Genomic DNA, 23267 nt, shown 5'->3' with positions numbered 1-23267 from the left:
CGGGAGTTCGCGATGCGCCGGTCTGAGTTTCCTTCTCATCCCCCGGAGCAACTATCGTGACCAATCCAGATTCGCCCGACGCCTATAAGTCGGCCCGCACCATCGTCAAACCCGCCGGCCCACCCGGACCCGAACAACCCGCCTGGAATCCACAGCGCGGCTCGGCCATGCCGATTGGCCGGTATCGGCCTTTCGCCGAGGAAGTCGAGCCCATCCACGTGGCCGACCGCACCTGGCCGGACCGGGTCACCACCCGCGCCCCGCTTTGGTGCGCAGTTGATCTGCGCGACGGCAACCAGGCGCTGATCGACCCGATGAGCCCGGCCCGCAAGCGCCGCATGTTCGACCTGCTGGTGCGGATGGGCTACAAGGAGATCGAGGTCGGGTTCCCGTCGGCCAGCCAGACCGACTTCGACTTCGTCCGCGAGATCATCAGCGAAGGCGCCATTCCCGAAGACGTCACGATCCAGGTGCTGACCCAGTGCCGGCCGGAGCTGATCGAGCGCACCTTCCTGGCGTGCGAGGGCGCGCCGCGGGCCATCGTGCACTTCTACAACTCGACGTCGATCCTGCAGCGCCGCGTGGTGTTTCGCGCCGACCGGGCCGCCGTGCAGGCCATCGCGACCGACGGCGCGCGCAAGTGCGTCGAGGAGGCCGCCAAGTACCCGCGCACGCAGTGGCGTTTCGAGTACTCACCGGAGTCCTACACGGGCACGGAATTGGAGTACGCCAAGCAGGTGTGCGACGCCGTCGGCGAGATCATCGCGCCGACGCCCGACAACCCGATCATCTTCAACCTGCCCGCCACGGTGGAGATGGCCACGCCCAACGTGTACGCCGATTCGATCGAGTGGATGAGCCGCAACCTGGCCAACCGGGAGTCGGTCATCCTGAGCCTGCATCCGCACAACGACCGTGGAACCGCCGTCGCCGCAGCCGAATTGGGCTACCAGGCGGGTGCCGACCGAATCGAGGGCTGCCTGTTCGGCAACGGGGAGCGCACCGGCAATGTGTGCCTGGTGACCCTGGGGCTCAACCTGTTTTCCCGCGGCGTGGACCCGCAGATCGACTTCTCCAACATCGACGAGATCCGCCGCACCGTTGAGTACTGCAACCAGCTGCCGGTGCACGAGCGTCACCCCTACGGCGGCGACCTGGTCTACACCGCGTTTTCCGGCAGCCACCAGGACGCCATCAACAAGGGCCTCGACCAGATGAAGGTGGATGCGGATGCCGCAGACACCGACGTCGAGGACATGCTCTGGCAGGTTCCGTATCTGCCGATCGACCCCAAGGACGTCGGACGCACCTACGAGGCGGTGATCCGGGTCAACTCGCAGTCCGGCAAGGGCGGCGTGGCGTACATCATGAAGGCCGACCACGGTCTGGCGCTGCCGCGGCGCCTGCAGATCGAGTTCTCGCAGGTGATCCAGAAGATCGCCGAGGGCACGGGCGGCGAGGGTGGCGAGGTGTCGCCCAAGGAGATGTGGGAGGCGTTCTCCGAGGAGTACCTGGCCCCGATCTGGCCGCTGGAGCGCATCAAGCAGCGGGTCGACGCCTCCGAGGAGGACGGCGGCACGACGACCATCACCACGACCGTCAAGGTCAACGGGGTGGAGACCGAGATCGTCGGTGTCGGCAACGGCCCGCTCGCGGCGTTCGTGCACGCGCTGGGCACCGTCGGGTTCGATGTCGCCGTGCTGGACTACTCCGAGCACGCGATGAGCTCGGGGGACGACGCGCAGGCGGCGGCGTACGTGGAGGCGTCAGTCGGTGGGCGCACGGTGTGGGGCGTCGGGATCGCGCCGTCGATCACCACCGCGTCGCTACGGGCCGTCGTGTCGGCGGTGAACCGGGCGTCGCGTTAGGCGTCGAAGAACGCCTGCAGCAGTCGGTCCACGAGCACGGTGGGGTCGTCGGCACCCGGGATCGTGAGGTTGCTGAACACGTAGCCGTTGAGCAGGCGGCTCAGCTGTTCCATCTGCTGCGGTTCGGGGGTGAATCCCGCCGCCTCGAAGATGAGGGTGGCCGACTTCACCGCCGCGGCCTGCAAGTCCTTGAGGAACGGCTGCAGCTCCCGACGGCGCGTGCCCTCCATGAACAGCTCGAATCGCGCCAGCGTGTAGCGGCGGGCCTGCTCGTCGGGGTCGGACAGCATCCGCGTCAGCAGCGCCTTGATGCCGTCGCGGCTGAGCGAACCGATCGCGGCCTGCAGGGCCTCGACGCGCTGCCAATGCAGGTCGACGGTGCGCGCCGCGGTGGCTTCGAGCAGCGCCTGGCGCGTGCGGAAGTAGTTCGACGTGGTGCCCGCGGGCAGGCCCGCCCGCTCGTCGACCTGACGATGGGTCAGCCCCCCGACGCCGATGTCGGCGAGGATGCCGATCGCGGCGTCGAGGAGCTGAGCGCGGCGCTCGGGATTGGGAGGCATCAGTCTTTGTAGCGCAGCCGCCAGAACATCGTCAGGAAGGCGGGATAGACCACGATCAACAGCAGGTAGCTGAACCACGGCCGAAACCACATGTACAGCGACAGGTCCTTGGTGACGTAAGAGCACCAGATGTGCAGCGGGACGCTGCCGGCGATGTACACCAGCGACGCCGTGAAGAACGCCCGGTGCGGCTTGTTGGCGAACCGCACCCGCCGCCACACCAGGACGCCGGTGACGGCCGCATACGTCATCGGGACCAGCAGGATCCGGTCGGTCGTCAGGGTCATCGCGTATTTCAGCGTGAGGTCGTCGCCAAAGATCACCCGGTAGAGGTGGATCAGCACACCGAGCGAGATGGTCAGCATCGCCGCCTGGCGAAAGAAATAACCGTGCCGACGGTAGGAGGCCCACCACGACTCGCGCTGTACTACATCTGTAGTGGTTGTCATGGCGCAAACGGTACTACTACGGATGTAGTGATGCAAGGGGTCGCTCAGAACAGCGCGAGCTGCGGGTTCGTCGTGTTGATGTCGGTGAACTCCTCCATGCTGGTGCCCCGGGCGACGACGCCGACGCAGTCCATGAACTGCGCGTCGGACACCACCGGCACCCCCAGCTGTCGGGCGTGATAGCCCTTGCCCTGCTCGGGCGCGGCGTCGTTGCAGACCACCAGCGAGGTCTCCCCGTCCACCACGTCGCTGTAGGCCAGCCCGGCGTGCAGGATCCGCTCGACCAGCTCCTCGTGGGTGCGCGCCACCTCGGCGGCCAGCGCCACCCGCATGCCCTGGACCAGCGGCCGGCCAAGGACATACGGGCCCGGGTTGAGGTACGGGCACGGCATCCGCGAGGCCAGCACCTTGAGCGGGCGCAGCTCGTCGTGGGTCACCCGCCCGTTGGGCCATTGGCGCCGGGTCACCGGACGCACCGGCAGCCAGACGTCGCGTTCGCGCGCCCGCTCGAGCGCCGACTCCAGCACCCCGGTCAGCACCATCGCGTCGTCGAAGGCGTCGTGCGGCCGCTCCTGCACCACACCCCAATGCGCCGCGAGCGTTTCCAGCCGCAGGTTGTCGACCCCGAGGTCCAGCCGGCGCGCCAGCTCGACCGTGCACATGACGTTGTCGACGGGCAGTTCGGCCTCGGCGAGCTCGGCCTCGGCGGCCAGGAATGAGTAGTCGAAAGCGACGTTGTGCGCCACCAGCGTGCGGCCGCGCAGCACCTCGACGAGGTCGCCGACGATGTCGCCGAACTGCGGCTGGTCCTCCAGCATCGCGGGGGTGAGGCCGTGCACGTGGGTGGGCCCGGGGTCCACCCCGGGATTGAGCAGGCTGACCACGGACTGCTCGACCCGGCCGTTGGCGTCCAGACCGAGCGCGGCGATGCTGATGATTCGCGCCTGGCCCGGCCGAAACCCCGAGGTTTCGACGTCGATAACGGCCCAACCCCCGCCCGGCTCGCTGGCCGGCCGCCCCCAGGACACCCGGTTCATGAAGTGAGGATGGCACGCCGGACCGACATCACCGGTTCGCTGCGGATCGTGTCGTGAATTTAAACTGCGCGGGTGGTCACCACCCGTGCACGCCTGGCTCTCGCCGCGGGAGCGAGCGCGCGTTGGGCGTCGCGCGTCACCGGTCGCGGGGCCGGCGCGATGATCGGCGGGCTGGTCGCGATGACCCTGGACCGCTCGGTGCTGCGCCAGTTGGGCGCCGGGCGCCGCTCCGTCATCGTCACCGGCACCAACGGTAAATCGACGACTACGCGGATGACGGCGGCCGCCCTCGGGACCCTGGGCCCGGTGGCAACCAACGCCGAGGGCGCCAACATGGACGCCGGCCTGGTGGCCGCGCTGGCCGCCGATCGGCGCGCCGGGCTCGCCGCCCTCGAAGTCGACGAGATGCACGTGCCGCACGTCTCCGACGCCGTGGATCCCAGCGTCATCGTGCTGCTCAACCTGTCGCGTGACCAGCTCGATCGGGTGGGCGAGATCAACGTGATCGAACGCACGCTGCGGGCCGGCCTGGCCCGGCATTCGGACGCCGTCGTCGTCGCCAACTGCGACGACGTGCTGATGACCTCGGCGGCCTACGACAGCCCCAACGTGGTGTGGGTCGCCGCTGGTGGCGCGTGGGCGAACGACTCGGTCAGCTGCCCGCGCAGCGGCGAGGTCATCGTCCGGGACAGGGGGCACTGGTACTCCACCGGCGCCGATTTCAAGCGGCCCAGCCCGCAATGGTGGTTCGACGACGACACGCTGTACGGGCCCGACGGCCTGACCCTGCCGATGCGGTTGGCGCTGCCGGGCACGGTGAACCGGGGCAACGCCGCGCAGGCCGTGGCCGCCGCCGTCGCCCTGGGCGCCGACCCGGCGAAAGCGGTGGCGGCGGTTTCCCAAGTCGACGAGGTCGCCGGGCGCTACCGCAGTGTCCGCGTCGGCGAGCACGAAGCGCGGATCCTGCTGGCCAAGAACCCCGCCGGCTGGCAGGAGGCGCTGTCGATGGTGGACAAGCACGCGGCCGGGGTGGTGATCGCGGTCAACGGGCAGGTGCCCGACGGCGAGGACCTGTCCTGGCTGTGGGACGTGCGATTCGAGCATTTCGAAGAGACGTCAGTCGTCGCCGCCGGCGGACGCGGCACCGACCTGGCGGTGCGCCTCGGCTATGCGGGCGTCGAGCACACGCTGGTGCACGACACCGTGGCGGCCATCGCGTCGTGCCCGCCCGGGCGCGTGGAGGTCGTCGCCAACTACACCGCCTTCCTGCAGTTGCAGCGAGCATTGGCGCGCCATGGCTGACTCGACCGTGCGGATCGGGCTGGTGCTGCCCGACGTGATGGGCACCTACGGCGACGGCGGCAACGCCCTGGTGCTGCGGCAACGCCTGCGGATGCGGGGGGTGGCCGCCGAGATCGTCGAGATCACGCTGGCCGACCCGGTGCCGGAGTCGCTGGACCTGTACACGCTGGGCGGCGCGGAGGACTACGCGCAGCGGCTGGCCACCAAGCACCTGATCAAGCACCCGGGCCTGCAGCGCGCGGCGGAGCGGGGCGCGCCGGTGCTGGCGATCTGCGCGGCCATCCAGGTGCTCGGGCACTGGTACGAGACGTCGGCCGGGGAACGCGTCGACGGTATCGGCATGCTGGACCTGACCACCTCGCCGCAGGACCGGCGCACCATCGGCGAACTGGTGAGCGAGCCGCTGCCGGGCGGGTTGACACAACCGCTGACCGGCTTCGAAAACCACAGGGGCGGAACGGTTTTGGGGCCGGCCGCGGCACCGCTGGGCGCGGTGGTCAAGGGCGCCGGCAACCGGGCCGGCGACGGCTTCGACGGCGCGGTGCAGGGCAGCGTCGTCGCGACCTACATGCACGGGCCGTGCCTGGCGCGCAACCCGGAGCTGGCCGACCTGTTGCTCGCCAAGGTGGTGGGCGAGCTGGCGCCGCTGCAGCTGCCCGAGGTGGACCTGCTGCGCCGGGAGCGGCTGACCGCCCGCTAGCCCGCCGACCTGCGCTCCAAGAATCCTTCAAGAATCCACCTAGGGCCGCCGCCCAGCCTTTTCTCGAGTCCCCCACCGAGAAAGGGATCCCCATGAGCAACACGAGAACCCGGCTCGCCGCCGCGGCGCGCATTGTCGGTCTCGCGGCCGTGCTGAGTGCGGCCGCCGGCTCGATGGTCGCGTTCGCGGGGACGGCCGATGCGGCCCCCGCCCCGACCCATGAGGGCATGCACGGCGACCCGGTCGCCGCCGCGCCCTACTGGCGCTATCAGCAGCAAAACCTCGATTGCGGCGAGATGGCCGTCGCCGACGTGGTCGGCCAGATCACCGGCCGCGAACCCTCCGAGGACGAGATCACCGGCGTGGCCGCGAACACCCCGAGCGTGAGCCACCCCGGACCCATCTACAAGCCCACCGGCAAGACCAAGAACTCGGACCTGCCGGTGCTGCTGGCGCACTACGGCATCGCGTCCGACGCCGTGCACACCAACATCGGCGCCCTTGAGCAGGACCTTGACCAGGGGCGCAAGGTGATCGTCGGGCTCAACGACCGGATCATCTGGAACTCGGGCGGCGACCGCTCCCAGGAGAACCACTTCGTGGTCGTCACCGGCATCGACACCAAGGCCAACCTGGTGCACCTCAACGACAGCGGCGCCGCGGCGGGCCGCGACGAACAGGTGTCCATCGCCACCTTCGAGGCGGCGTGGAACACCAGCGACAACTTCGCCGTCGTGACCCGGTGACGGACGCTCTCAATAGCGACTCAAAGCAACAGGCATGTGGTTGGTGCCGAATTTGATAGCGCATGCGCTATCAAATTCGGCGGTCGCCCATCCCCCGGGAGAGCGGGGGTCGGGAACCGTCAGACCATCGCCCGGCGGCCGGTGAGCGCGCGGCCCAGCGTCAGCTCGTCGGCGAACTCCAAGTCGCCGCCCATCGGCAGCCCCGACGCGATTCGCGTCACCGTCAGGCCGGGGATGTCGCGCAGCATCCGGACCAGGTAGGTGGCGGTCGCCTCCCCCTCGGTGTTCGGGTCGGTGGCGATGATCACCTCGGTGATGTCGACGTCGTCGACGCGCTCACCGATGCGGCTCAGCAGCTCGCGGATGCGCAGCTGCTCGGGGCCCACCCCGGACAACGGATCGAGCGCCCCGCCGAGCACGTGGTAGCGGCCGCGGAATTCGCGGGTGCGCTCGACGGCCTGAATGTCCTTGGGCTCCTCGACGACACACACCAGCGAGCCGTCCCGGCGGGGATCGGCGCAGATGCGGCACCGCTCGTCGTCGGAGACGTTGCCGCACACCGCGCAGAACCGCACACCGTCGCGGACCTTCGCCAGCACCGCGGTCAGCCGGTCGATGTCGTGCGGCTCGACCGACAACAGGTGAAACGCGATGCGCTGCGCGCTCTTCGGCCCGATGCCCGGCAGCTTGCCCAGCTCGTCGATCAGGTCCTGGACGGGTCCCTCAAACATGTCGGGATAACGTCTAGAGCCCCGGCAGTTGGGTGGGCGGCGCCGGCGGTTTGGCGGGCGGGGCGCCCATGGCACCGGCCAGCGCGCCCAACCGCTCCTGCGCCATCTTGGTGACCTGCGCCGACGCGTCGCCCATGGCGCCGACGATCAAATCCTGCAGGGTCTCGATGTCGGCGGGATCGACGACCTTGGGGTCGATCTGCACGCCGACCACCTCGCCGCTGCCCTTGACGGTCACCTTGACCAAACCCCCGCCGGCCTCCCCGTGCACCTCGGAGTTGGCGAGCTGTTGCTGGGCTTCCAATAGCTTTTGCTGCATCTGCTGCGCCTGGGCGAGCAGCTGCGACATGTCGCCTCCGGGTTGCATGACAATCCCCTCGCATCTTGGTCTCGAGTTGGTTTCGCCTGCGGGTGTCGGGCGATTCGGAACACCCAGCGTAGACCGCGCGACGTTACCTTTGCGCGGTGGACCTACGACTGAGCAGGCGTGTCGGAATCAAACTGGTGGTCGGCGTGTTGGTTGCCGCGTCGACGGCGATCATGCCGACGGCGACGGCAGTCCCGTCCAACATCGCCGGGATGGTCGTTTTCATCGACCCCGGCCACAACGGCGCGAACGACGCGTCCATCGGGCGGCAGGTGCCCACCGGGCGCGGCGGCACGAAGGACTGCCAGACCAGCGGGACGTCGACCAACAGCGGCTACATGGAGCACACGTTCACCTGGGACACCGCCCTGCGGGTGCGCGCCGAACTCAACGCCCTGGGCGTGCGGACCGCCATGTCGCGCGGCGACGACACCGGGTTGGGACCGTGCGTGGACGCGCGCGCCGCCACGGCCAACTCCTTGCGCCCCAACGCGATCCTGAGCATCCACGCCGACGGCGGCCCGCCGTCCGGGCGCGGCTTTCACGTCAACTACTCGGCGCCGCCGCTGAACCAGGCGCAGGCCGGGCCGTCGGTGCAGTATGCGCGGATCATGCGTGACCAGTTGCAGGCCTCGGGCATTCCGCCCGCCAACTACATCGGCCAGGATGGCTTGTACGGGCGTTCGGACCTCGCCGGCCTGAACCTGGCGCAGTACCCGTCGATCCTCGTCGAGTGCGGCAACATGAAGAATCCGGTGGATTCGGCGCTGATGGAGTCCGCCGACGGCCGGCAGAAATACGCCGACGCGCTGGTCCGCGGCGTCGCGGGCTTCCTGGCCACCCAGGGCCAGGCGCGCTAGGTCTGATTGCCCGGCTCCTCAACCGGCCGTCCCGGCCGCTATCGTCGCCGCGCTAACTTTCCAGTTCGTTCTTCAGGTTCGTCAGCACCTCGGACTGAATCCTCTTCAGCCCCAACGGCGCAAAGGTTTTCTCGAAGAAGCCCTTGACGCCGCCCGCGCCCGTCCAGGTGGTCTTCACCGTGACGCTGGACCCCGGTCCGGCCGGTGCGACCGTCCAGTTGATCACCATGGACGAGTTCGCATCCTTCTCGATGACGGTGTGGCCGGCCACGTCGACGTCCACCTGCACGTCGCGCACCCGCGACTTGGTGGCCTGCAGCTTCCACTTGGCGACGGTGCCCGCACCCTGGCCGCCCTGCAGCACCTGGTACTCGCTGTACTGCGGGGACAGGATTTTCGGGCGCACCTTCTGGTAGTCCGCCACCGCGGCGAGGGTGGCCTCGGGCCCGACGTTGATCAAGATCGTGCTGGCTGCGCTCACCTGGCCCATCAGGCCCGACTCCTCCTGTTATGCCGCCCTCGCTCTGGTGCACGGGCTGTTTTCGAAGACTAGGGTATATGTGGTGCCTGTCCCTGGATCTGCACTCTCGGCTCACGCAGCGGGCGTCGATCGGTTGATGGCGAGTTATCGATCCATCCCGACGACGTCCGCCGTTCGGCTCGCCAAGCCCACCTCAAACCTGTTCCGCGCCCGCACCAAACGCGATTCGCGCGGCCTGGACACCTCCGGTTTGACCGGCGTTCTCTCTGTCGATTCCGAATCCCGCACCGCCGACGTCGCCGGCATGTGCACATACGAGGACCTGGTGGCCGCGACCCTGCCGTATGGCCTTTCGCCACTGGTGGTTCCGCAATTGAAGACCATCACGCTCGGCGGCGCGGTCAGCGGCCTGGGCATCGAGTCGGCGTCGTTTCGCAACGGCCTGCCGCACGAGTCGGTGCTCGAGATGGACATCCTCACCGGCGCCGGCGAGTTGCTCACCACGTCGCGCACCCAGCATCCCGACCTGTTCCGCGCCTTCCCCAATTCCTATGGGACGCTGGGCTATTCGACGAGGATTCGGATCGAGCTGGAACCCGTCGCGCCGTTCGTGGCGCTGCGGCACGTCCGGTTCCGCTCGCTGCCCGAGCTGGTCGCGGCGATGGAACGCATCATCGACACCGGTGGGCAGGGCGGCACGCCCGTGGACTACCTCGACGGCGTGGTGTTCAGCGCCGACGAAAGCTACCTGTGCGTGGGCCGGCGGACCGGCACGCCGGGCCCGGTCAGCGACTACACCGGGAAAAACATTTACTACCAATCGATTCGGCACGACTCGGTCGGGGTGGAAGCCACCAAGGACGATCGGCTGACGATCCACGACTACCTGTGGCGCTGGGACACCGACTGGTTTTGGTGCTCACGAGCGTTCGGCGTGCAGGACCCGCGGGTGCGCCGCTGGTGGCCGCGGCGCTACCGGCGCAGCAGCGTCTACTCGAAACTCATCGCCCTGGACCAGCGTTTCGGCATCGCCGACCGGATCGAGAAGCGCCACGGGCGTCCGCCGCGCGAACGCGTGGTCCAGGACGTCGAGGTGCCGGTCGAACGGACCTGCGAGTTCTTGGAGTGGTTCCTGGACAACGTGCCCATCACTCCGATCTGGTTGTGCCCCCTGCGACTGCGCGACCACGAGGGCTGGCCGCTGTATCCGATGCGCCCGGATCACACATACGTCAATATTGGGTTCTGGTCCTCGGTACCGGCGGCCGGGGGAAGCTCAGCGGGGGTGACGAACCGTGCCATCGAGGCCAAGGTCAGCGAGCTCGACGGCCACAAGTCGCTGTACTCCGACTCCTTTTACACCCGCGAGGAGTTTGACGAACTCTATGGCGGGGAGACATACAAAACCGTGAAAAAGACCTACGACCCCGACTCGCGTCTTTTGGACCTGTACGCAAAGGCGGTGCAACGGCGATGACGACAACGAAAGAGCCCCGCTACACCACTACGGGCAAGCTCAGCATGGCCGAGATCCTGGAGATCTTCGCCGCGACCGGGCGTCACCCACTGAAGTTCACCGCGTACGACGGCAGCACCGCCGGCAGCGAGGACGCCGAGCTGGGCCTGGACCTCTGTTCGCCTCGCGGCGCCACCTACCTGGCCACGGCGCCCGGCGAACTCGGCCTCGCCCGCGCCTACGTGTCGGGTGACCTGCAGACGTACGGCGTGCATCCTGGCGATCCGTACCCGCTGCTCAAGGCGCTGACCGACCGGGTCGACTTCAAGCGGCCGTCCGCGCGGGTGCTCGCCAACGTCGTCCGGTCGATGGGCCTCGAGCACTTGCTGCCCGTCGCCCCACCGCCGGAGGAGGCGCCGCCGCGGTGGCGGCGCGTGGCCGCCGGCGTCATGCACAGCAAGACCCGCGACGCCGAGGCCATCCACCACCACTACGACGTCTCCAACACCTTCTACGAGTGGGTGCTCGGCCCGTCGATGACCTACACCTGCGCGGTCTATCCGAACGCCGACGCGACGCTGGAAGAGGCCCAGGACAACAAGTACCGGCTGATCTTCGACAAGCTGCGGCTGCAGCCGGGTGACCGGTTGCTCGACGTCGGCTGCGGCTGGGGCGGCATGGTGCGCTACGCGGCGCGGCGCGGCGTTCGCGCGATCGGTGCCACCCTGTCGGCCGAGCAGGCGAAGTGGGCGCGGCGGGCGATCGAGGACGAGGGCCTGGCGGACCTCGCCGAGGTGCGCCACTCCGACTACCGCGACGTCGACGAGGCGGGATTCGACGCCGTCTCCTCCATCGGGCTGACCGAGCACATCGGTGTGAAGAACTACCCCGCGTACTTCGGCTTCCTGAAGTCCAAGTTGCGCACCGGCGGGCTGCTGCTGAATCACTGCATCACCCGGCACGACAACAAGTCGACCTCGTTCGCCGGCGGGTTCACCGACCGCTACGTGTTCCCGGACGGCGAGCTGACGGGCTCGGGCCGGATCGTCACCGAGATCCAGGACGCCGGTTTCGAGGTCTTGCACGAGGAGAACTTCCGGCATCACTACGCGATGACGCTGCGCGACTGGTGCCGCAACCTCGTCGAGCACTGGGACGAGGGGGTCGCCGAGGTCGGGTTGGCGACGGCCAAGGTGTGGGGCTTGTACATGGCGGCCTCACGAGTTGCCTTCGAGCAGAACAACCTTCAGCTGCACCACGTGCTGGCGGCCAACGTCGACGCTCGCGGCGACGACGACCTGCCGCTGCGGCCGTGGTGGACGCCTTAGCTCCGGCCTAGCCGAGGGTGGCGACCCGTTGCACCCGGTCCCCCGCAAGCGGGAGGTGCCCCCAACGCGCGCTTACGGTCGCCACTAGCCGCCGTCTATCCGGCGCGCGCCCAGCTCGTTCTGCAGCAGCTCGAGTGCGACCTCTTCCGGGTCGCGCCGTGGCCCCGCCTCGGTGCGACCGGCCTCGGCGAGCATGTGTTCCTCTTCGTCTCGCTGAGCCGAAGCCGCGTCGGCGGGCTCGTCCGGGGGCGCTTCGCGCACGACGGGCGGCGGGGCGGTCGGCGCGGGCGCCGGGTCACCGACCTCGCAGCGCACCCGCCAGCTCACCCCCAGTGCGTCCTTGAGCGCCTCGGCGATGACGTCGGCGTTGCGCTGCTCGGACAGCCGCTTGGCCAGCGGCGCCGACGCGTGGGTCAGCACCAACGTGTTGTCCTCCACCGCGCGGACCGTCGCGCCCGCGAGCATCACCTCGGTGGTGCGGGAACGCTGGCGCACCTTGTCACGCACCGTCGGCCACATGGTCCGCACCGCGGATGCGTTGAGTTCGCCTGGGGCGGAGGCGGATTCGGGTTCGGGCGGGGGCGCGGGTACTGGTGCCGGCGGCGGCGCCGGTTCGGGGGCCGGTTCGGGCGTGGGCTCGGGTTTCGGCTGGGGCCGGGAAACGGTCACCCGCCGCGGCGGTGGGCTGGGCTCGGCGACGGCCTCCGACGCCGGGATCGAGACGCCCAGCCGGGTCTCGATCCGCTCGACGCGTTGCAGCAGCGCCGACTCGGCGTCGCTGGCCGACGGCAGCAGCAGCCGCGCGCAGATCACTTCGAGCAACAGGCGCGGCGCCGTCGCACCACGCATCTCGCCCAGCCCGGCCTGCACGACCTCGGCGTAGCGGGTCAGCGTCGCCGGGCCGATGCGCGCCGCCTGCTCGCGCATCCGGTCCAGCACGTCCTCGGGCGCATCCACCACGCCGCGGCTCACGGCGTCCGGAACCGCTTGCAGCACAATGAGATCGCGGAAGCGCTCCAACAGGTCGGTGGCGAAACGCCGCGGGTCGTGCCCGGCGTCGATCACCGACTCGACCGCGCCGAACAACGCGGCGGCATCCGCGGCGGCCAGCGCGTCGACTGCGTCGTCGATCAGTGCGACGTCGGTGGCGCCCAGCAGGCCCAGCGCGCGCTGATACGTCACGTGATTGCCCTCGGCCCCGGCCAGCAACTGATCGAGCACCGAAAGCGTGTCGCGCGGCGAGCCACCGCCGGCGCGGATCACCAGCGGATACACCGCGTCGTCGACGACGACGCCCTCCTGCTCGCAGATCCGCCCGACCAGCGCCCGCATGGTCTTCGGCGGCAGCAGCCGGAACGGGTAGTGGTGGGTGCGCGACCGGATCGTCGGCAGCACCTTCTCCGGCTCGGTGGTGGCGAAGATGAAGATGAGGTGCTCGGGCGGTTCCTCGACGATCTTGAGCAGCGCGTTGAACCCGGCGGTGGTCACCATGTGCGCCTCGTCGACGATGAACACCCGGTAGCGCGACTGCGCTGGCGCATAGAACGCGCGGTCGCGCAGTTCGCGCGTGTCGTCCACGCCGCCGTGGCTGGCGGCGTCGAGCTCCACCACGTCGATGCTGCCCGGCGCGTTGGGCGCCAGCGCGACACAGGATTCGCAGACCCCGCACGGGGTGGCCGTCGGGCCCTGCGCACAGTTCAACGACCGGGCCAGGATGCGCGCCGACGATGTCTTTCCGCAGCCGCGCGGCCCGGAAAACAAGTACGCGTGGTTGATTCGGCCGGCCTCCAGGGCAATGGACAGCGGCTCGGTGACGTGCTCCTGCCCTACTACTTCGGCGAAGGTTGCCGGTCGGTATTTGCGGTAGAGGGCCACGGTCAGCAGGCTACCGTCGCCCGGTGACTGAAGCCCGAGCAGCGTCGAGTGTGCATCGCTGGCTTTTCAGTGTGAAGCTGCGGTCGACTCGCTCGGCGTGTCTTCGCCGTCAGCTCACACTCGACGGGGAGGACGCCAGCAGGGACTCCGAGGCCGCCAGCAGCGCGCAGGTCGCCAGCCCGTCGACCGCGTCGCGCAGGTCCGGCAGCGACGGGAAGGTCGGCGCGATCCGGATGTTCTTGTCGTCGGGATCCCTGCGGTACGGGAACGACGCGCCCGCCTCGGTCACCGCGATGCCCGCGTCCTTGGCCAGGGCGACGGTCCGCCGCGCCGTGCCGGGCAGCACGTCGAGGCTGACGAAGTAGCCGCCCTTGGGGTCGGTCCACGAGGCGATCTTCGAGTCGCTCAGCCGCTGGTCCAGGATCTCGAGCGTGAGCGCGAACTTGGGCGCCAGGATCTGCTGGTGGCGCAGCATTTGCAGGCGCACGCCGTCGGCGTCGCCGAAGAAGCGCAGGTGCCGCAGCTGGTTCACCTTGTCCGGGCCGATCGACTTCTTGCCCGCGTACTGCAGGTACCAGGCGATGTTGCCCAGCGACCCGCCCAGGAAGCTGACCCCGGCACCGGCGAAGGTGATCTTCGAGGTGGACGCGAACACGTAGGGCCGGTTCGGGTTGCCGGCCGTGGCCGCCAGGCCCAGCACGTCGACCTGGCGGATGAAATCGTGCGTCAGGGTGTGCACCGCGTACGCGTTGTCCCAGAACAGCCGGAAGTCGGGCGCGGCCGTGCGCATCTGCACGAGCCGGCGAACCGTCTCCCAGGAATAGGTGATCCCGGTGGGGTTGCCGAACACGGGCACCGCCCACATCCCCTTGATCGCGGGGTCGACGGCGACCAGCTCCTCGATCAGGTCGACGTCCGGCCCGTCGTGCAGCATCGGGACCGGGATCATGTCGATGCCCATGGTCTCGGTGATGGCGAAGTGGCGGTCGTAGCCGGGGACGGGGCACAGGAATTTGACGGCCGGCTCGTCCTTCCATGGCCGCGGCGAGTCGACCCCGCCGTACAGCATCGAGAAGGCAACGAGGTCGTGCATCAGCTCCAGGCTGGAGTTGTTGCCGGCGATCAGGTTTTGCACCGGGATGCTGAGCAGCTCCCCGAAGATGGCCCGCAGTTCGGGCAGGCCGTGCAGGCCTCCGTAGTTGCGGGTGTCGGTGCCCTCGGCGTCGCGGTAGTCGTCGCCGGGCAGGCTCAGTAGCTGGTTGGACAGGTCGAGCTGCTCCGGCGAGGGTTTGCCGCGCGTCAGATCCAGGGCCAGCTTCTTGGCCTGCAGCGCCGCGTAGTCCTGCTGGTTGCGGGCGTGCACCGCGGCCAGCTCGTCAGGGCTGAGGGAGTCGAACGCCACCAGGGGACCTTTCGTTGTTGAACGCTGGATTCGAGGTCCGCCACACATCGGACATAGGGGACCCCGCGCACCCGACAGAGCCCATTGACCCTTGCTGCCTTCCGGCCCTGGGGGAGTTCACAGGATAGACGCCGCGCGGGGTCCTCCGGCGAGTCTAATACCCAAGCCCACAACAACCGGCAGCGACCGCGCGCCCCTCGGTTACCATGGCCCACGGAGGATTCGCCTAGTGGCCTATGGCGCTCGCCTGGAACGCGGGTTGGGTTAACAGCCCTCGCGGGTTCAAATCCCGCATCCTCCGCCACCGGTCGTCCTCGGTTTGAGGCGCGACCACGCACGGGGGTTGTTTGGAATCGTTCTGAACGGCCTTTAGGCTGGCGTACCGGGCCGACACGGCCCGCACCAGCATGAGGAGGCGTATGGGGCGCAAGGTCGCCATACCGTGGCACGCGTCGTTTTCGATCGCTGCCGGCGTCCTCTACTTCTTTTTCGTGCTGCCCCGCTGGCCTGAGTTGATGGGCGACACCACGCATTCGTTGGGGACGACGCTACGGATCGTGACGGGTGCCCTGGTGGCCCTGGCTGCCCTTCCGGTGGTGTTCACCCAGTTGCGGACTCGAAAGCCGGAATTGGGAACTCCCCAGCTCGCCCTGTCCATCCGGCTCTGGTCGATCGTGGCCCACGTGCTTTCCGGCGTGCTCATCATCGGCACGGCGATCAGCGAGATCTGGCTCAGCCTGGACCACGCCGGGCGGTGGTTGTTCGCCGTCTACGGCGCCGCCGCCGCGATCGGCGTGATCGGCATCTTCGCGTTCTACCTGTCGTTCATCGCCGAGTTGCCGCCGCCACCGCCGAAACCGATCAAGGCGAAGAAGGCCAAGCAGCCCAAGAAGCGGGGCCTTCGCCGCAAGAAGGCGGACGAGGCCGAAGAAACCGAAGACGCGGACGAAGTCACGGCCGACGAGCCCGACGAGACCGCAGAAGCCGAAGAAACCGAAGAGACCGAAGAAGCGGAAAAGGCCGAAGAGCCCGTCGAGGCCAGCGCCGAGGCCGAGACGGAAGCCGAACCGGCCGCCGAGGAAGCCGAAGCCGCCGACGAGCCGCGGGGCGGATTGCAGAACCGCCGGCCCACCGGCAAGGGCTCACACCGCATGCGCCGCAGGCGCACCCGCGGCGGCGTCGCGCTCGACGAATAATTCAGCGGCGCCGCAGGCTCTCGACGTAGGCGGCGATGCGCCGCTGCGTCTCGTCCGAGCCCCACAGCCGGCGCACCTCGCTGTCGACCAGGGCACCCTCACGCATTCGGGCCAGGGTGGGGGCCCGCAGCTGCGCCTTCGTGTGCCGGTAGGCGTCGGTCGGGATGCCGCCCAGGTCGGCGGCCTCCGACACCGCCGCCCCGAGGAGATCGTCGGCGACGACGCGGTGGGCCAGCCGGTTGGCGACGGCGTCCTCGCCCCGGTAGACACCGCCGCCGAGCACCACCTCTTCCGCGCGGTCCCCGCACGCGTACCGCATCACCTCGAGCGCGGCGACCGGAAACGCCACTCCGACCCTGACCTCGGTCGCCCCGATCTGTGCTTCCGGGCCGATCAGCCGGCGGTCGCAGGCGCAGGCCAGCACGCACCCGCCGGCGATGGCGGCTCCGTTCACCGCGGCCACCGTCGGGCCCGGGTAGCAGAACAGCGCCTCGAACGCCTCGGATAGCGCCGGGATCAGCCGGTCGGTGTAGGCCGAACCGCCGTCCACCACGCGGTTGAGGTCGACCCCGGCGCTGAACGCGCGACCGGCGCCGGTGACGACGAGCGCGGGGGCACCCGAGTGCTGCAGCTCGCCCAGGGCGTCGGTCAGCTCCCTGAGCAGCTCGACGTCGAGGGCGTTGACGCGCCCGGAGGAAATCGTCAGGACCCGGACCGCGCCGGCGGCTTCGATCTCGATCACGATGACACGATGACGACGGGGATGTCGGTGTTCTCATCGGTGTGATAGCTCGCGCACACCCGGTGGTAGCCATCGGCGATCTGCAGCGGGACACCCGCCGTGAAGTCGCCGCGCACCAGCAGAATCGGTGACAACGCCTGCCCCTTTTTGATCTTGGACAGATCCGCGGCGACGTGCGGGTTGTCGTCGGGAAGCAACCTCAGTTGCGCCGCCCGCAGGATGTCCTTGGCCTTCTTGTGGCTGACGACTCCGGACTTCAGCTTTTCGGCCAACTCGTTGGCGGTGCCGGGCTCGGCGAGCAAGGCGAGGTAGTCGGCCGCCGCCGGGAAGTCGTGCGCCTCAGGCTGTTCCAGCCATTTCACGCTCGCCATTGCGCGTCTCCCTTCGTGGGGCCGTGTCGAGGCAGCCTACCGGGTGGCCGTCGAAATTGGGATCGGTAGCGACGCGGCCGGTCTGTACTTGCGCCCATGACGACGCCACTGGGGCGGCGCATGAAGGAAGGAACTGCAGTGAAACGTCTTCTCGTGGGAGCGATTGGAACCCTCGGCGTCGCCTCTGCGCTGGTGGGTTGCTCGAGCGGCGGCCACTCAGCCAGCCCGGCGTCGAGCACGGCGCCCAGTGCCTCCACCGGCACCGGCACCAACGCGCAGGTCAAGGTCGGCGGCACCGACCTGCCCGGCCTGAACCCGTCCGCGGTGACCTGCGTCAGGACCGGCGGCAAGATCGACATCGGCAGCGGCACCACCAGTGGACCCCAGCAGGCGCTGGCCGTGGTGATGACCGACGCGAACCCCCCGGCGGTCGAGTCGCTCGCGCTCTTCGTCGACGGCAACGCCTTGTCGGTCAGCAACGGCATGGGCGCGAAGGTCGGCTCGGCCAACGTGTCGGTGGACGGCAAGACGTACACCATCACGGGACAGGCTCAGGGCGCCGACATGAAGAACCCGATGGCCGGGATGATCACCAAGGACTTCAGCATCAAGGTGACCTGCGGTTGATCGATCGAACGCCGAAGCGGCGGGCGTGCCCTCACTCAAACGCCCGCCGCTTCGGTTCCTCGCCACGGTCACGGCGGCGGACTTATGATGCAGCCGTGTCGATCCCCGGCGAATTGGAGAACGCCCGCCGGTTGGCGTTCGCCGCCGACGAGACCCGGGCGCGGGACCTGCTGCTGTCGCTGGTGCCGCGCATCGAGCGGGAAGACCGGGACGACCTGATGCTGGAAGCCCTGGCGCAGCTCGGTGAGATCTACCTGGCGCGCGGGGCGAATGACGGAGTGCGCGAGTCGATCCGGCGCATCCGCGACTGCCTGGCCGTCTATTCGGGCATCGCCGCCGGCACCATGCCGGAGGCGGCCGAACAGGTGCGGATGTCCGACGCCGAGGTGGCGCACATGATGGTGCGGTACTCGCAGCGGGCGCAGTTTTTGGAAACGGGCCTGGCCGCGGCCCTCGGCGATCACGAGGGCGCCGCGGCGGCGCTGGCCGCGTTGTCGGACACGGCTCCCCAGGGCGATTTTGCCGACCTCGCCGACGAGCACGGCTACCTGGTCACCCACGCGCAGATGCTCTGCGCCAGCGCGCTCTGCGACGACGACCTGCACGTGCAGTCGGTTCCGTTATGGGAGCAGGTGCTGGCCGCGCTGGAGGATCCGGATCGCCTGCGCAGCGACAGCCCGTTCGGCGACTATCTGCGGGTGGCGGCGGCCACCGAGTACGGCAGGTTCTGCGTCGAGACCGGTCGACTGGCCGAGGCCGAACCCTGGCTGCGCCGGGCGGGCGCCCGCGCACAAGCGAACGGCTGGGAACTGGCCACGGCCAGAACACAATTGGAACGCGCGGCGGCCTGCTGGGCATCGGCGGATCACGCCGGCACCGAGCAGCTGGTCTCGGAGGCCTACCCCGTCATCGCGCGCTACGACCGTGCGCACGACATCGCTCGGTGCTGGCTCTACATGGGCTTCACCCGGCTGGGGTCCGGGGCCCTCCAGGCGGCCGACGAGTGCTGGGAGCACGCCGAGCGGCACTGGCGCGAACTGGGAAAGCCGCTGTACCTGCACCGTATTCTGTTGCAACGCAGCTGGATCGCGATCTTTTGGAGTAAATTCGCCGACGCGGTCGAGCTGATCGCCCAGGCGCGGGAACTGCTCGACTCGTCGCCGCGCAGCAGTTGGCTGCAATACGCCCAGCTCGACAACCACCTCGGCACGGTGTGGCGCGCGGATGCGTTGGCGGACCTCGGCTTCGACAGCTCGGGCGATCCCGACGAGACGCTGGAGGAAACCGAGGCCCGGCAGGCCGAGGGCCTGGGCATCCTCAAGGGCGAGATCGGCACCCCGGAATACTGGCGCGGCATGAGCAAGCTGGAACGGGCCGCGGAGCTCAAGGTCCCGGCCGCGCTCGCGGTCGACTCGGTCCGGTATTCGATCGCCGACGCCGACGCGCGATCACGTTGGGCGACCAGCGTTTCGGCGCCCATCCTGGCCGGCGCCTTCGCCGTCGCGTGGGAGTGGGAGAACACCGAGCTGATCAGCGAGCTGGTCGAATATCACAGTGCCCGAGGAACTTTCGACATGGAACCGGAGCGAGCCAAGATCGGCGAGTGGGCGTCCACGGCCACCCCGCCGGTGCTCATCGAGGACAGCGAGGCGCTGGCCGCGGCCGGCCCGCCGGCGCTGGGTGGCCGGTCGCTCACGCGGCTGGGCCCGCTGCCGCCGCTGCAGATGCATCCGGATGCCGCACCGATCCTCAGCCACTACCGCGACCTGGCGTTGCAGCGCTATGGCCGCGAGGTCACCGCCGGCGAACCCGCCTGGTCCACCTGGCCATGAGTGACGCGGACCGGCCGACTCTCGTCCTGCGCTTCGCCGACGTCGGGATCGTCACGTACGGGAGCCTGCGGATCGTCGGGCAGCCGTCCAAAACGGTCAACTGGGTGATCGAAGACCCGATCCTGCTCGCGGCCCTGCAGGAACTGGCCGGCGCCCTACCGGAGCCCAACGGCACGGAAAGCCGTCGCGACGCCATCGAGCGGGCGCTGACGACGGGTCCCTTCGCGGCGCCGGACACCGAGTTGACGATGGCCTACATCCTCGGGGTGCTGCTCATCGGCGCGCCCGGCTGGCAGCTGCTGACGGAATGCGTGTCCACCCCGCGCGCGGTGTTATTCGTCTCGCCCAGCGCTCGGCTGGCTCGCGTGCCGTGGGGCCTGCTGGCCGTGCCGAAATCGGGGCCGAGCAAGGAAGAGCTCGTGCGCGCGCGCCAGGATGCCATCACCTCCAGCGGCCGGGTGGCCGCCCAGATCCCTTGGCAGCTCGACGATATCGGCGCCCGCACCGATGGGCATCGGCTGATGGAACTGGTCGACGTACTGATGGCGGTGCCGCCCAACATCGTGCACTCGCCACGGGCGCCGGCCGGCTGGGACGCCCGGCGGGACGGGCCCCCGGTGCTGGTCCTCGACCCCCGCGTGCCCGGGCAGCGCCCGGACTCCGAGCTCGGCTCGGTGCTCGGGAGACCCTCGGCGGCAACGCAATTGGCGCAACACTTCGCCGGGCTGATGCGCCGCCGACCGGTGCTGCCCGAAGTCGACGACGCCGTCGAGCTGTTCCGCCGTCAGGATGCCGACCGCGTCTGGCTGGCCAAGCAGCTGGCACAATCCCCGAGCCGGCTCATCTATGTCGGCCACGCCAGTGCGGCGCACGGCCAGGCCGACCGCGCGGCGCTGCACCTGGCCTGCACGGCGGAGGTTCCGGGGGACGCCGAGCCCATCGGCGATCATCGCCCGCTGACGGCATCGGACCTGATGTCCTTGCAATTGCCCATCCCCCCACGGGTCGCCCTGCTGGCCTGCGGGTCGGGCGGCGACTATCAGTTCGATGAGGCGACCGGCCTGGTGGCGGCGATGGTCCTGGGCGGCGCCGAGCTGGTGAGCGCCACCTTGTGGTCACTGCCCACGTCCGCGGCCTATCGACGGTTCGCCGCCGCGGACGGAGCCGACCCGATGACCGATGTCGTTGTCGCCGTGGATGAGGCGCACGACGGCGCCGACGCGGGGTGCGCGGTGAACCGTTGGCAGCGCGCGCAGATGCGCCGCTGGCGTGACGGCGTCCGCACCGCCAGCCCGCTCTATTGGGCCGCCATGGTCAGTTTCGCGGTGGACGGCGCGCGATAGCGCACTCAGATCGACGCCAGCCAGGACGCGTTCACGGCCACCACATCGTCGGGCAGCGAAAGCTCCTCGCGGGCAGCGGGATCGAACGCCACCAGGACGACGAGGCCGGGCCGCAGCATCGACACGTCGGCATCGCCGTCACAGCGGGCCAGTTTCCCGATGAATGTCTCGCCGGACACCGCCACGACCTCGATGAAAACCTGGCGCTCGTCGCCGACGGTGCGCACGGTGCCGACTCCGACGGTGGGCCCCGCGGTGTTGCGGCGCGGAGCGAACGGGATCCGCACGACGCCCGACAGCAGCATGATCAGCTTCCTCATGCCACCAGGTTGGAACGCCCAAACGGCTACCGAACCCAACTTTTCGGCTACGGATATTTTCGGAGAGCCCCTATCCTGTCGGAATGAGCGCGGATTCGCAGGTTGCGATGGTCGTCGCCGCGGGCCACCCACGCCGGTCGGTGATCGAGGCCGCGTGGCGCGCGATCGGCCCCGGCGTCGAGGTGCTCAGCAGTGACGACGGCGGACCCTTGAGCCGGACCGTCAAGCGCATCATCGACCCCCTGGTGCTCCGGCTGCGATCCAACCCGCAGTATTCGGCCCCCGTCGTCGCACCGGAAACCGCAGCGGCCATGCACGAGCTCATCATCGGCAACGCGCGCGAATTACGTTCCGCCGCAGCATGGTTCGATACTCTCAAGCTCGAGCGCCGCCGGCAGCGCATCCGCACCGGCAACGCCCAGGAATTGTACTTCCCGGTGTGCTTCGAGCTCGCCGTGACGAAAGGCCCACCGGCGCCGCAGGATAGCGAGACGGCGGCCGCGGTGCTCAACGACATTCACCAGGGCCGCGACCGCACCGCGATCGAGGTGCTGCACCAATACGTGGCGGGCCCGGATGTGGTGGCCGGGCTGGCCGCCCAGCTCGACCGCAGCTGGCGCGACGTGCGGGCCCCGGAAGCGGCGACGGGCGCCGCTGCGTTTTTTGCCGAGCTGGGCACGGTGCTGGGGCCGGCCGACAGCCACCGCGCCGCGGCGGCCCGGCAGCGGGTCTGGTCGGCCGTGATCGCCGACGCCACACCGTACGACCTCGGGGCCCTGGCCCGGGTCGAGGCGGCCGAGCTGCCGTGGTCGATCGTCGAGCTGGGCTTGAGTTCGGTCCAGCCACAACGGCAGCCGCCGATCGCGGGCGGCTCCGACAGCGATCGTCCGCTGGATCGCACGGTGGTGGACCGGGTGCGCGCCACGCTGCGGCGCGCGCTGGACCGCGACGCGCTGCCCGACATCCCGCTGCTGTGCGAGGAGGAGGTCGACCGGGCCGCGGCGCCCTGGGGCCTGTTGTCCGAGGACAAGCAGGCAACCCTGGTAGCCGGCATCGAGATCGCCGTCCAGCTGGCGCCGCTGGACCCCTCGGTCTCCAGCCGCTACGCGCTGGCGGCCCAGATCCAGGCCCGCCTGCGCAAGGAGGCCTACGTGCTGCACGCCCGGCGCTACCTCGCCGAGGGCGGCCCGATCCATCCGCGCCAACGGCAGGTGGTCGACGACCTCGCGGCCTACGCCCAGCCCTACCTGAGCCGGCTGTGGGCGCGGCTGCACGGGCGCGACGTGTGGCAGGAGCCGTGCGACGACGTCGACGAGGTGCGGTCCCTGCTGGAGGGGGTCGCGCGGTCGGTGAGCCTCGACCACCGGCAACGCATCAAGGCGATGCTGGAATTGCAGGTGGCCGGATGAGACTGGTCGCCGAGTCCGGGCTGTGGAGCACCGGTCCCGTCACCGCGGATTCGCCGCTGGCCGCGGTGCTGGAGGTCAGCGGCGGCGTGCTGTCGTGGACGATCGACGACCCACCCGACGACGGGTCGGCCCGCATCACCTTCACCGATTTGTCACGCGCCGACTGGCTTTGGCGGGTCCTGGGCGAGGCCGGGCACGATATCGACCCCGGCGAGCTCGATGGTGTGCGGCTCGTCGGACGCGTAAGCGAGCGCGGACACCGTCG

23 protein-coding genes, 1 tRNA gene, 1 other RNA gene and 1 pseudogene are annotated in these 23267 nt (G+C 69.4%); 14 read left to right on the top strand and 12 right to left on the bottom strand.

Features of this window, described 5'->3' with window-relative positions:
• Positions 1-56: 56 nt before the first annotated feature.
• Entirely contained in the window at positions 57-1868 is a 1812-nt protein-coding gene (leuA, locus tag A5712_RS16295) for a 2-isopropylmalate synthase (protein WP_068107071.1), read from the top strand.
• Here leuA and A5712_RS16290 read toward each other — a convergent pair.
• The 3 genes from A5712_RS16290 to A5712_RS16280 are packed head-to-tail and all read right to left on the bottom strand — an operon-like array spanning position 1865 to position 3914.
• Entirely contained in the window at positions 1865-2428 is a 564-nt protein-coding gene (locus A5712_RS16290; protein WP_068107069.1) for a TetR/AcrR family transcriptional regulator, read from the bottom strand. The two genes, leuA and A5712_RS16290, sit on opposite strands and share 4 nt — an antisense overlap.
• Entirely contained in the window at positions 2428-2877 is a 450-nt protein-coding gene (locus tag A5712_RS16285) for a hypothetical protein (protein WP_068107068.1), read from the bottom strand. Before A5712_RS16285 ends, A5712_RS16290 begins: the two co-directional genes overlap by 1 nt.
• A gap of 44 nt (positions 2878-2921) precedes the next feature.
• A complete protein-coding gene (locus A5712_RS16280) occupies positions 2922-3914 on the bottom strand; it encodes a DEDDh family exonuclease (RefSeq protein WP_068107066.1) in 993 nt (330 codons plus the stop codon).
• Positions 3915-3986: 72 nt separating this feature from the next.
• Between A5712_RS16280 and A5712_RS16275 the strand changes: the two genes are divergently transcribed.
• The 3 genes from A5712_RS16275 to A5712_RS16265 all read left to right on the top strand — a co-directional run bounded on the left by A5712_RS16275 (position 3987) and on the right by A5712_RS16265 (position 6662).
• Entirely contained in the window at positions 3987-5216 is a 1230-nt protein-coding gene (locus A5712_RS16275) for a Mur ligase family protein (RefSeq protein ID WP_068107065.1), read from the top strand.
• The gene (locus A5712_RS16270) at positions 5209-5916 is read left to right on the top strand and encodes a type 1 glutamine amidotransferase (RefSeq protein WP_068107063.1); all 708 of its coding nucleotides are present in this window, start codon (positions 5209-5211) and stop codon (positions 5914-5916) included. Before A5712_RS16275 ends, A5712_RS16270 begins: the two co-directional genes overlap by 8 nt.
• A 92-nt stretch (positions 5917-6008) precedes the next feature.
• Entirely contained in the window at positions 6009-6662 is a 654-nt protein-coding gene (locus A5712_RS16265; RefSeq protein WP_068107060.1) for a C39 family peptidase, read from the top strand.
• Positions 6663-6781: 119 nt separating this feature from the next.
• Here the strand turns inward: A5712_RS16265 and recR are convergent, their stop codons facing one another.
• Together recR and A5712_RS16255 are read right to left on the bottom strand one after the other, a co-directional pair.
• Entirely contained in the window at positions 6782-7393 is a 612-nt protein-coding gene (gene recR / locus A5712_RS16260) for a recombination mediator RecR (RefSeq protein WP_068107059.1), read from the bottom strand.
• A gap of 13 nt (positions 7394-7406) precedes the next feature.
• On the bottom strand, positions 7407-7760 hold the full coding sequence (locus tag A5712_RS16255) for a YbaB/EbfC family nucleoid-associated protein (protein WP_068107057.1): 354 nt from the start codon (positions 7758-7760) through the stop codon (positions 7407-7409).
• 98 nt (positions 7761-7858) lie between these two features.
• Between A5712_RS16255 and A5712_RS16250 the strand changes: the two genes are divergently transcribed.
• Positions 7859-8620: an Rv3717 family N-acetylmuramoyl-L-alanine amidase gene (locus A5712_RS16250; RefSeq protein WP_197519411.1), complete on the top strand. Its 762-nt coding sequence runs from the start codon at positions 7859-7861 to the stop codon at positions 8618-8620.
• Between the two features lie 52 nt (positions 8621-8672).
• Here the strand turns inward: A5712_RS16250 and A5712_RS16245 are convergent, their stop codons facing one another.
• Positions 8673-9110 carry an SRPBCC family protein gene (locus tag A5712_RS16245; protein WP_068107055.1) on the bottom strand — a complete coding sequence of 146 codons (438 nt, stop codon included), beginning with the start codon at positions 9108-9110 and terminating at the stop codon, positions 8673-8675.
• Between the two features lie 70 nt (positions 9111-9180).
• On the opposite strand from A5712_RS16245, the gene A5712_RS16240 reads away from it, so the two are divergent.
• Entirely contained in the window at positions 9181-10578 is a 1398-nt protein-coding gene (locus A5712_RS16240) for an FAD-binding oxidoreductase (protein ID WP_068107053.1), read from the top strand.
• Positions 10575-11885: a class I SAM-dependent methyltransferase gene (locus A5712_RS16235; RefSeq protein ID WP_197519410.1), complete on the top strand. Its 1311-nt coding sequence runs from the start codon at positions 10575-10577 to the stop codon at positions 11883-11885. The genes A5712_RS16240 and A5712_RS16235 overlap by 4 nt, the downstream gene beginning before the upstream one ends.
• A gap of 84 nt (positions 11886-11969) precedes the next feature.
• Here the strand turns inward: A5712_RS16235 and A5712_RS16230 are convergent, their stop codons facing one another.
• From A5712_RS16230 to ffs, 3 genes are all read right to left on the bottom strand, one after another.
• A complete protein-coding gene (locus tag A5712_RS16230) occupies positions 11970-13760 on the bottom strand; it encodes a DNA polymerase III subunits gamma/tau (RefSeq protein ID WP_068107051.1) in 1791 nt (596 codons plus the stop codon).
• A gap of 109 nt (positions 13761-13869) precedes the next feature.
• Positions 13870-15162 (bottom strand): aminotransferase class I/II-fold pyridoxal phosphate-dependent enzyme, encoded by a 1293-nt coding sequence (locus A5712_RS16225; RefSeq protein ID WP_156766593.1) that lies wholly within the window; start codon positions 15160-15162, stop codon positions 13870-13872.
• Between the two features lie 51 nt (positions 15163-15213).
• Positions 15214-15310, bottom strand: an RNA gene (gene ffs, locus A5712_RS16220) — signal recognition particle sRNA small type.
• A 67-nt stretch (positions 15311-15377) separates the two neighbouring features.
• Between ffs and A5712_RS16215 the strand changes: the two genes are divergently transcribed.
• Both A5712_RS16215 and A5712_RS16210 read left to right on the top strand, forming a co-directional pair.
• Positions 15378-15466: transfer RNA gene (locus A5712_RS16215), tRNA-Ser, on the top strand.
• Positions 15467-15581: 115 nt separating this feature from the next.
• A complete protein-coding gene (locus A5712_RS16210) occupies positions 15582-16358 on the top strand; it encodes a hypothetical protein (RefSeq protein WP_068107050.1) in 777 nt (258 codons plus the stop codon).
• A gap of 1 nt (position 16359) precedes the next feature.
• Here A5712_RS16210 and A5712_RS16205 read toward each other — a convergent pair whose 3' ends face one another.
• Positions 16360-17100: an enoyl-CoA hydratase/isomerase family protein gene (locus A5712_RS16205; RefSeq protein ID WP_068107048.1), complete on the bottom strand. Its 741-nt coding sequence runs from the start codon at positions 17098-17100 to the stop codon at positions 16360-16362.
• Entirely contained in the window at positions 17097-17471 is a 375-nt protein-coding gene (locus A5712_RS16200; RefSeq protein ID WP_067155790.1) for a hypothetical protein, read from the bottom strand. The genes A5712_RS16205 and A5712_RS16200 overlap by 4 nt, the downstream gene beginning before the upstream one ends.
• Before the next feature lie 120 nt (positions 17472-17591).
• Here A5712_RS16200 and A5712_RS16195 point away from each other — a divergent pair, with 120 nt between their 5' ends.
• The 3 genes from A5712_RS16195 to A5712_RS16185 all read left to right on the top strand — a co-directional run bounded on the left by A5712_RS16195 (position 17592) and on the right by A5712_RS16185 (position 21273).
• Positions 17592-18098, top strand: a complete 507-nt coding sequence (locus tag A5712_RS16195) for a lipoprotein LpqH (protein WP_173817360.1) — start codon at positions 17592-17594, stop codon at positions 18096-18098.
• Between the two features lie 95 nt (positions 18099-18193).
• A complete protein-coding gene (locus tag A5712_RS16190; RefSeq protein ID WP_068107044.1) occupies positions 18194-19930 on the top strand; it encodes a hypothetical protein in 1737 nt (578 codons plus the stop codon).
• Complete coding sequence (locus A5712_RS16185) at positions 19927-21273, top strand: CHAT domain-containing protein (RefSeq protein WP_068107042.1); 1347 nt, start codon at positions 19927-19929, stop codon at positions 21271-21273. The genes A5712_RS16190 and A5712_RS16185 overlap by 4 nt, the downstream gene beginning before the upstream one ends.
• Positions 21274-21278: 5 nt before the next feature.
• On the opposite strand, the gene A5712_RS16180 is transcribed toward A5712_RS16185, so the two are convergent.
• Positions 21279-21632, bottom strand: a complete 354-nt coding sequence (locus A5712_RS16180) for a hypothetical protein (protein ID WP_369830399.1) — start codon at positions 21630-21632, stop codon at positions 21279-21281.
• A gap of 44 nt (positions 21633-21676) precedes the next feature.
• On the opposite strand from A5712_RS16180, the gene A5712_RS16175 reads away from it, so the two are divergent.
• Together A5712_RS16175 and A5712_RS16170 are read left to right on the top strand one after the other, a co-directional pair.
• Positions 21677-23002, top strand: a complete 1326-nt coding sequence (locus A5712_RS16175) for a hypothetical protein (RefSeq protein WP_068107039.1) — start codon at positions 21677-21679, stop codon at positions 23000-23002.
• Positions 22999-23267, top strand: a pseudogene (locus A5712_RS16170) (hypothetical protein); the annotation flags it as partial. The gene A5712_RS16175 and the pseudogene A5712_RS16170, both read left to right, overlap by 4 nt.

Origin of the sequence: Mycobacterium sp. E2327, from assembly GCF_001672675.1 — a bacterium.
Taxonomy (GTDB): Bacteria; Actinomycetota; Actinomycetes; order Mycobacteriales; family Mycobacteriaceae; genus Mycobacterium.
Note: the sequence above shows the minus strand (reverse complement) of the source record. Positions and strands in the feature narration are given on the sequence as shown.

Bases quoted from the DNA above. Each gene is read 5' to 3' on its own strand.
- A5712_RS16200 (WP_067155790.1), bottom strand. From the start codon at position 17,471: ATGGCGAGCGTGAAATGGCTGGAACAGCCTGAGGCGCACGACTTCCCG.
- A5712_RS16210 (WP_068107050.1), top strand. From the start codon at position 15,582: ATGGGGCGCAAGGTCGCCATACCGTGGCACGCGTCGTTTTCGATCGCT.
- A5712_RS16290 (WP_068107069.1), bottom strand. From the start codon at position 2,428: ATGCCTCCCAATCCCGAGCGCCGCGCTCAGCTCCTCGACGCCGCGATC.
- A5712_RS16285 (WP_068107068.1), bottom strand. From the start codon at position 2,877: ATGACAACCACTACAGATGTAGTACAGCGCGAGTCGTGGTGGGCCTCC.
- A5712_RS16245 (WP_068107055.1), bottom strand. From the start codon at position 9,110: ATGGGCCAGGTGAGCGCAGCCAGCACGATCTTGATCAACGTCGGGCCC.
- A5712_RS16175 (WP_068107039.1), top strand. From the start codon at position 21,677: ATGAGCGCGGATTCGCAGGTTGCGATGGTCGTCGCCGCGGGCCACCCA.
- A5712_RS16185 (WP_068107042.1), top strand. From the start codon at position 19,927: ATGAGTGACGCGGACCGGCCGACTCTCGTCCTGCGCTTCGCCGACGTC.
- A5712_RS16280 (WP_068107066.1), bottom strand. From the start codon at position 3,914: ATGAACCGGGTGTCCTGGGGGCGGCCGGCCAGCGAGCCGGGCGGGGGT.
- A5712_RS16255 (WP_068107057.1), bottom strand. From the start codon at position 7,760: ATGCAACCCGGAGGCGACATGTCGCAGCTGCTCGCCCAGGCGCAGCAG.
- A5712_RS16195 (WP_173817360.1), top strand. From the start codon at position 17,592: ATGAAGGAAGGAACTGCAGTGAAACGTCTTCTCGTGGGAGCGATTGGA.
- A5712_RS16270 (WP_068107063.1), top strand. From the start codon at position 5,209: ATGGCTGACTCGACCGTGCGGATCGGGCTGGTGCTGCCCGACGTGATG.
- A5712_RS16265 (WP_068107060.1), top strand. From the start codon at position 6,009: ATGAGCAACACGAGAACCCGGCTCGCCGCCGCGGCGCGCATTGTCGGT.
- recR (WP_068107059.1), bottom strand. From the start codon at position 7,393: ATGTTTGAGGGACCCGTCCAGGACCTGATCGACGAGCTGGGCAAGCTG.
- A5712_RS16235 (WP_197519410.1), top strand. From the start codon at position 10,575: ATGACGACAACGAAAGAGCCCCGCTACACCACTACGGGCAAGCTCAGC.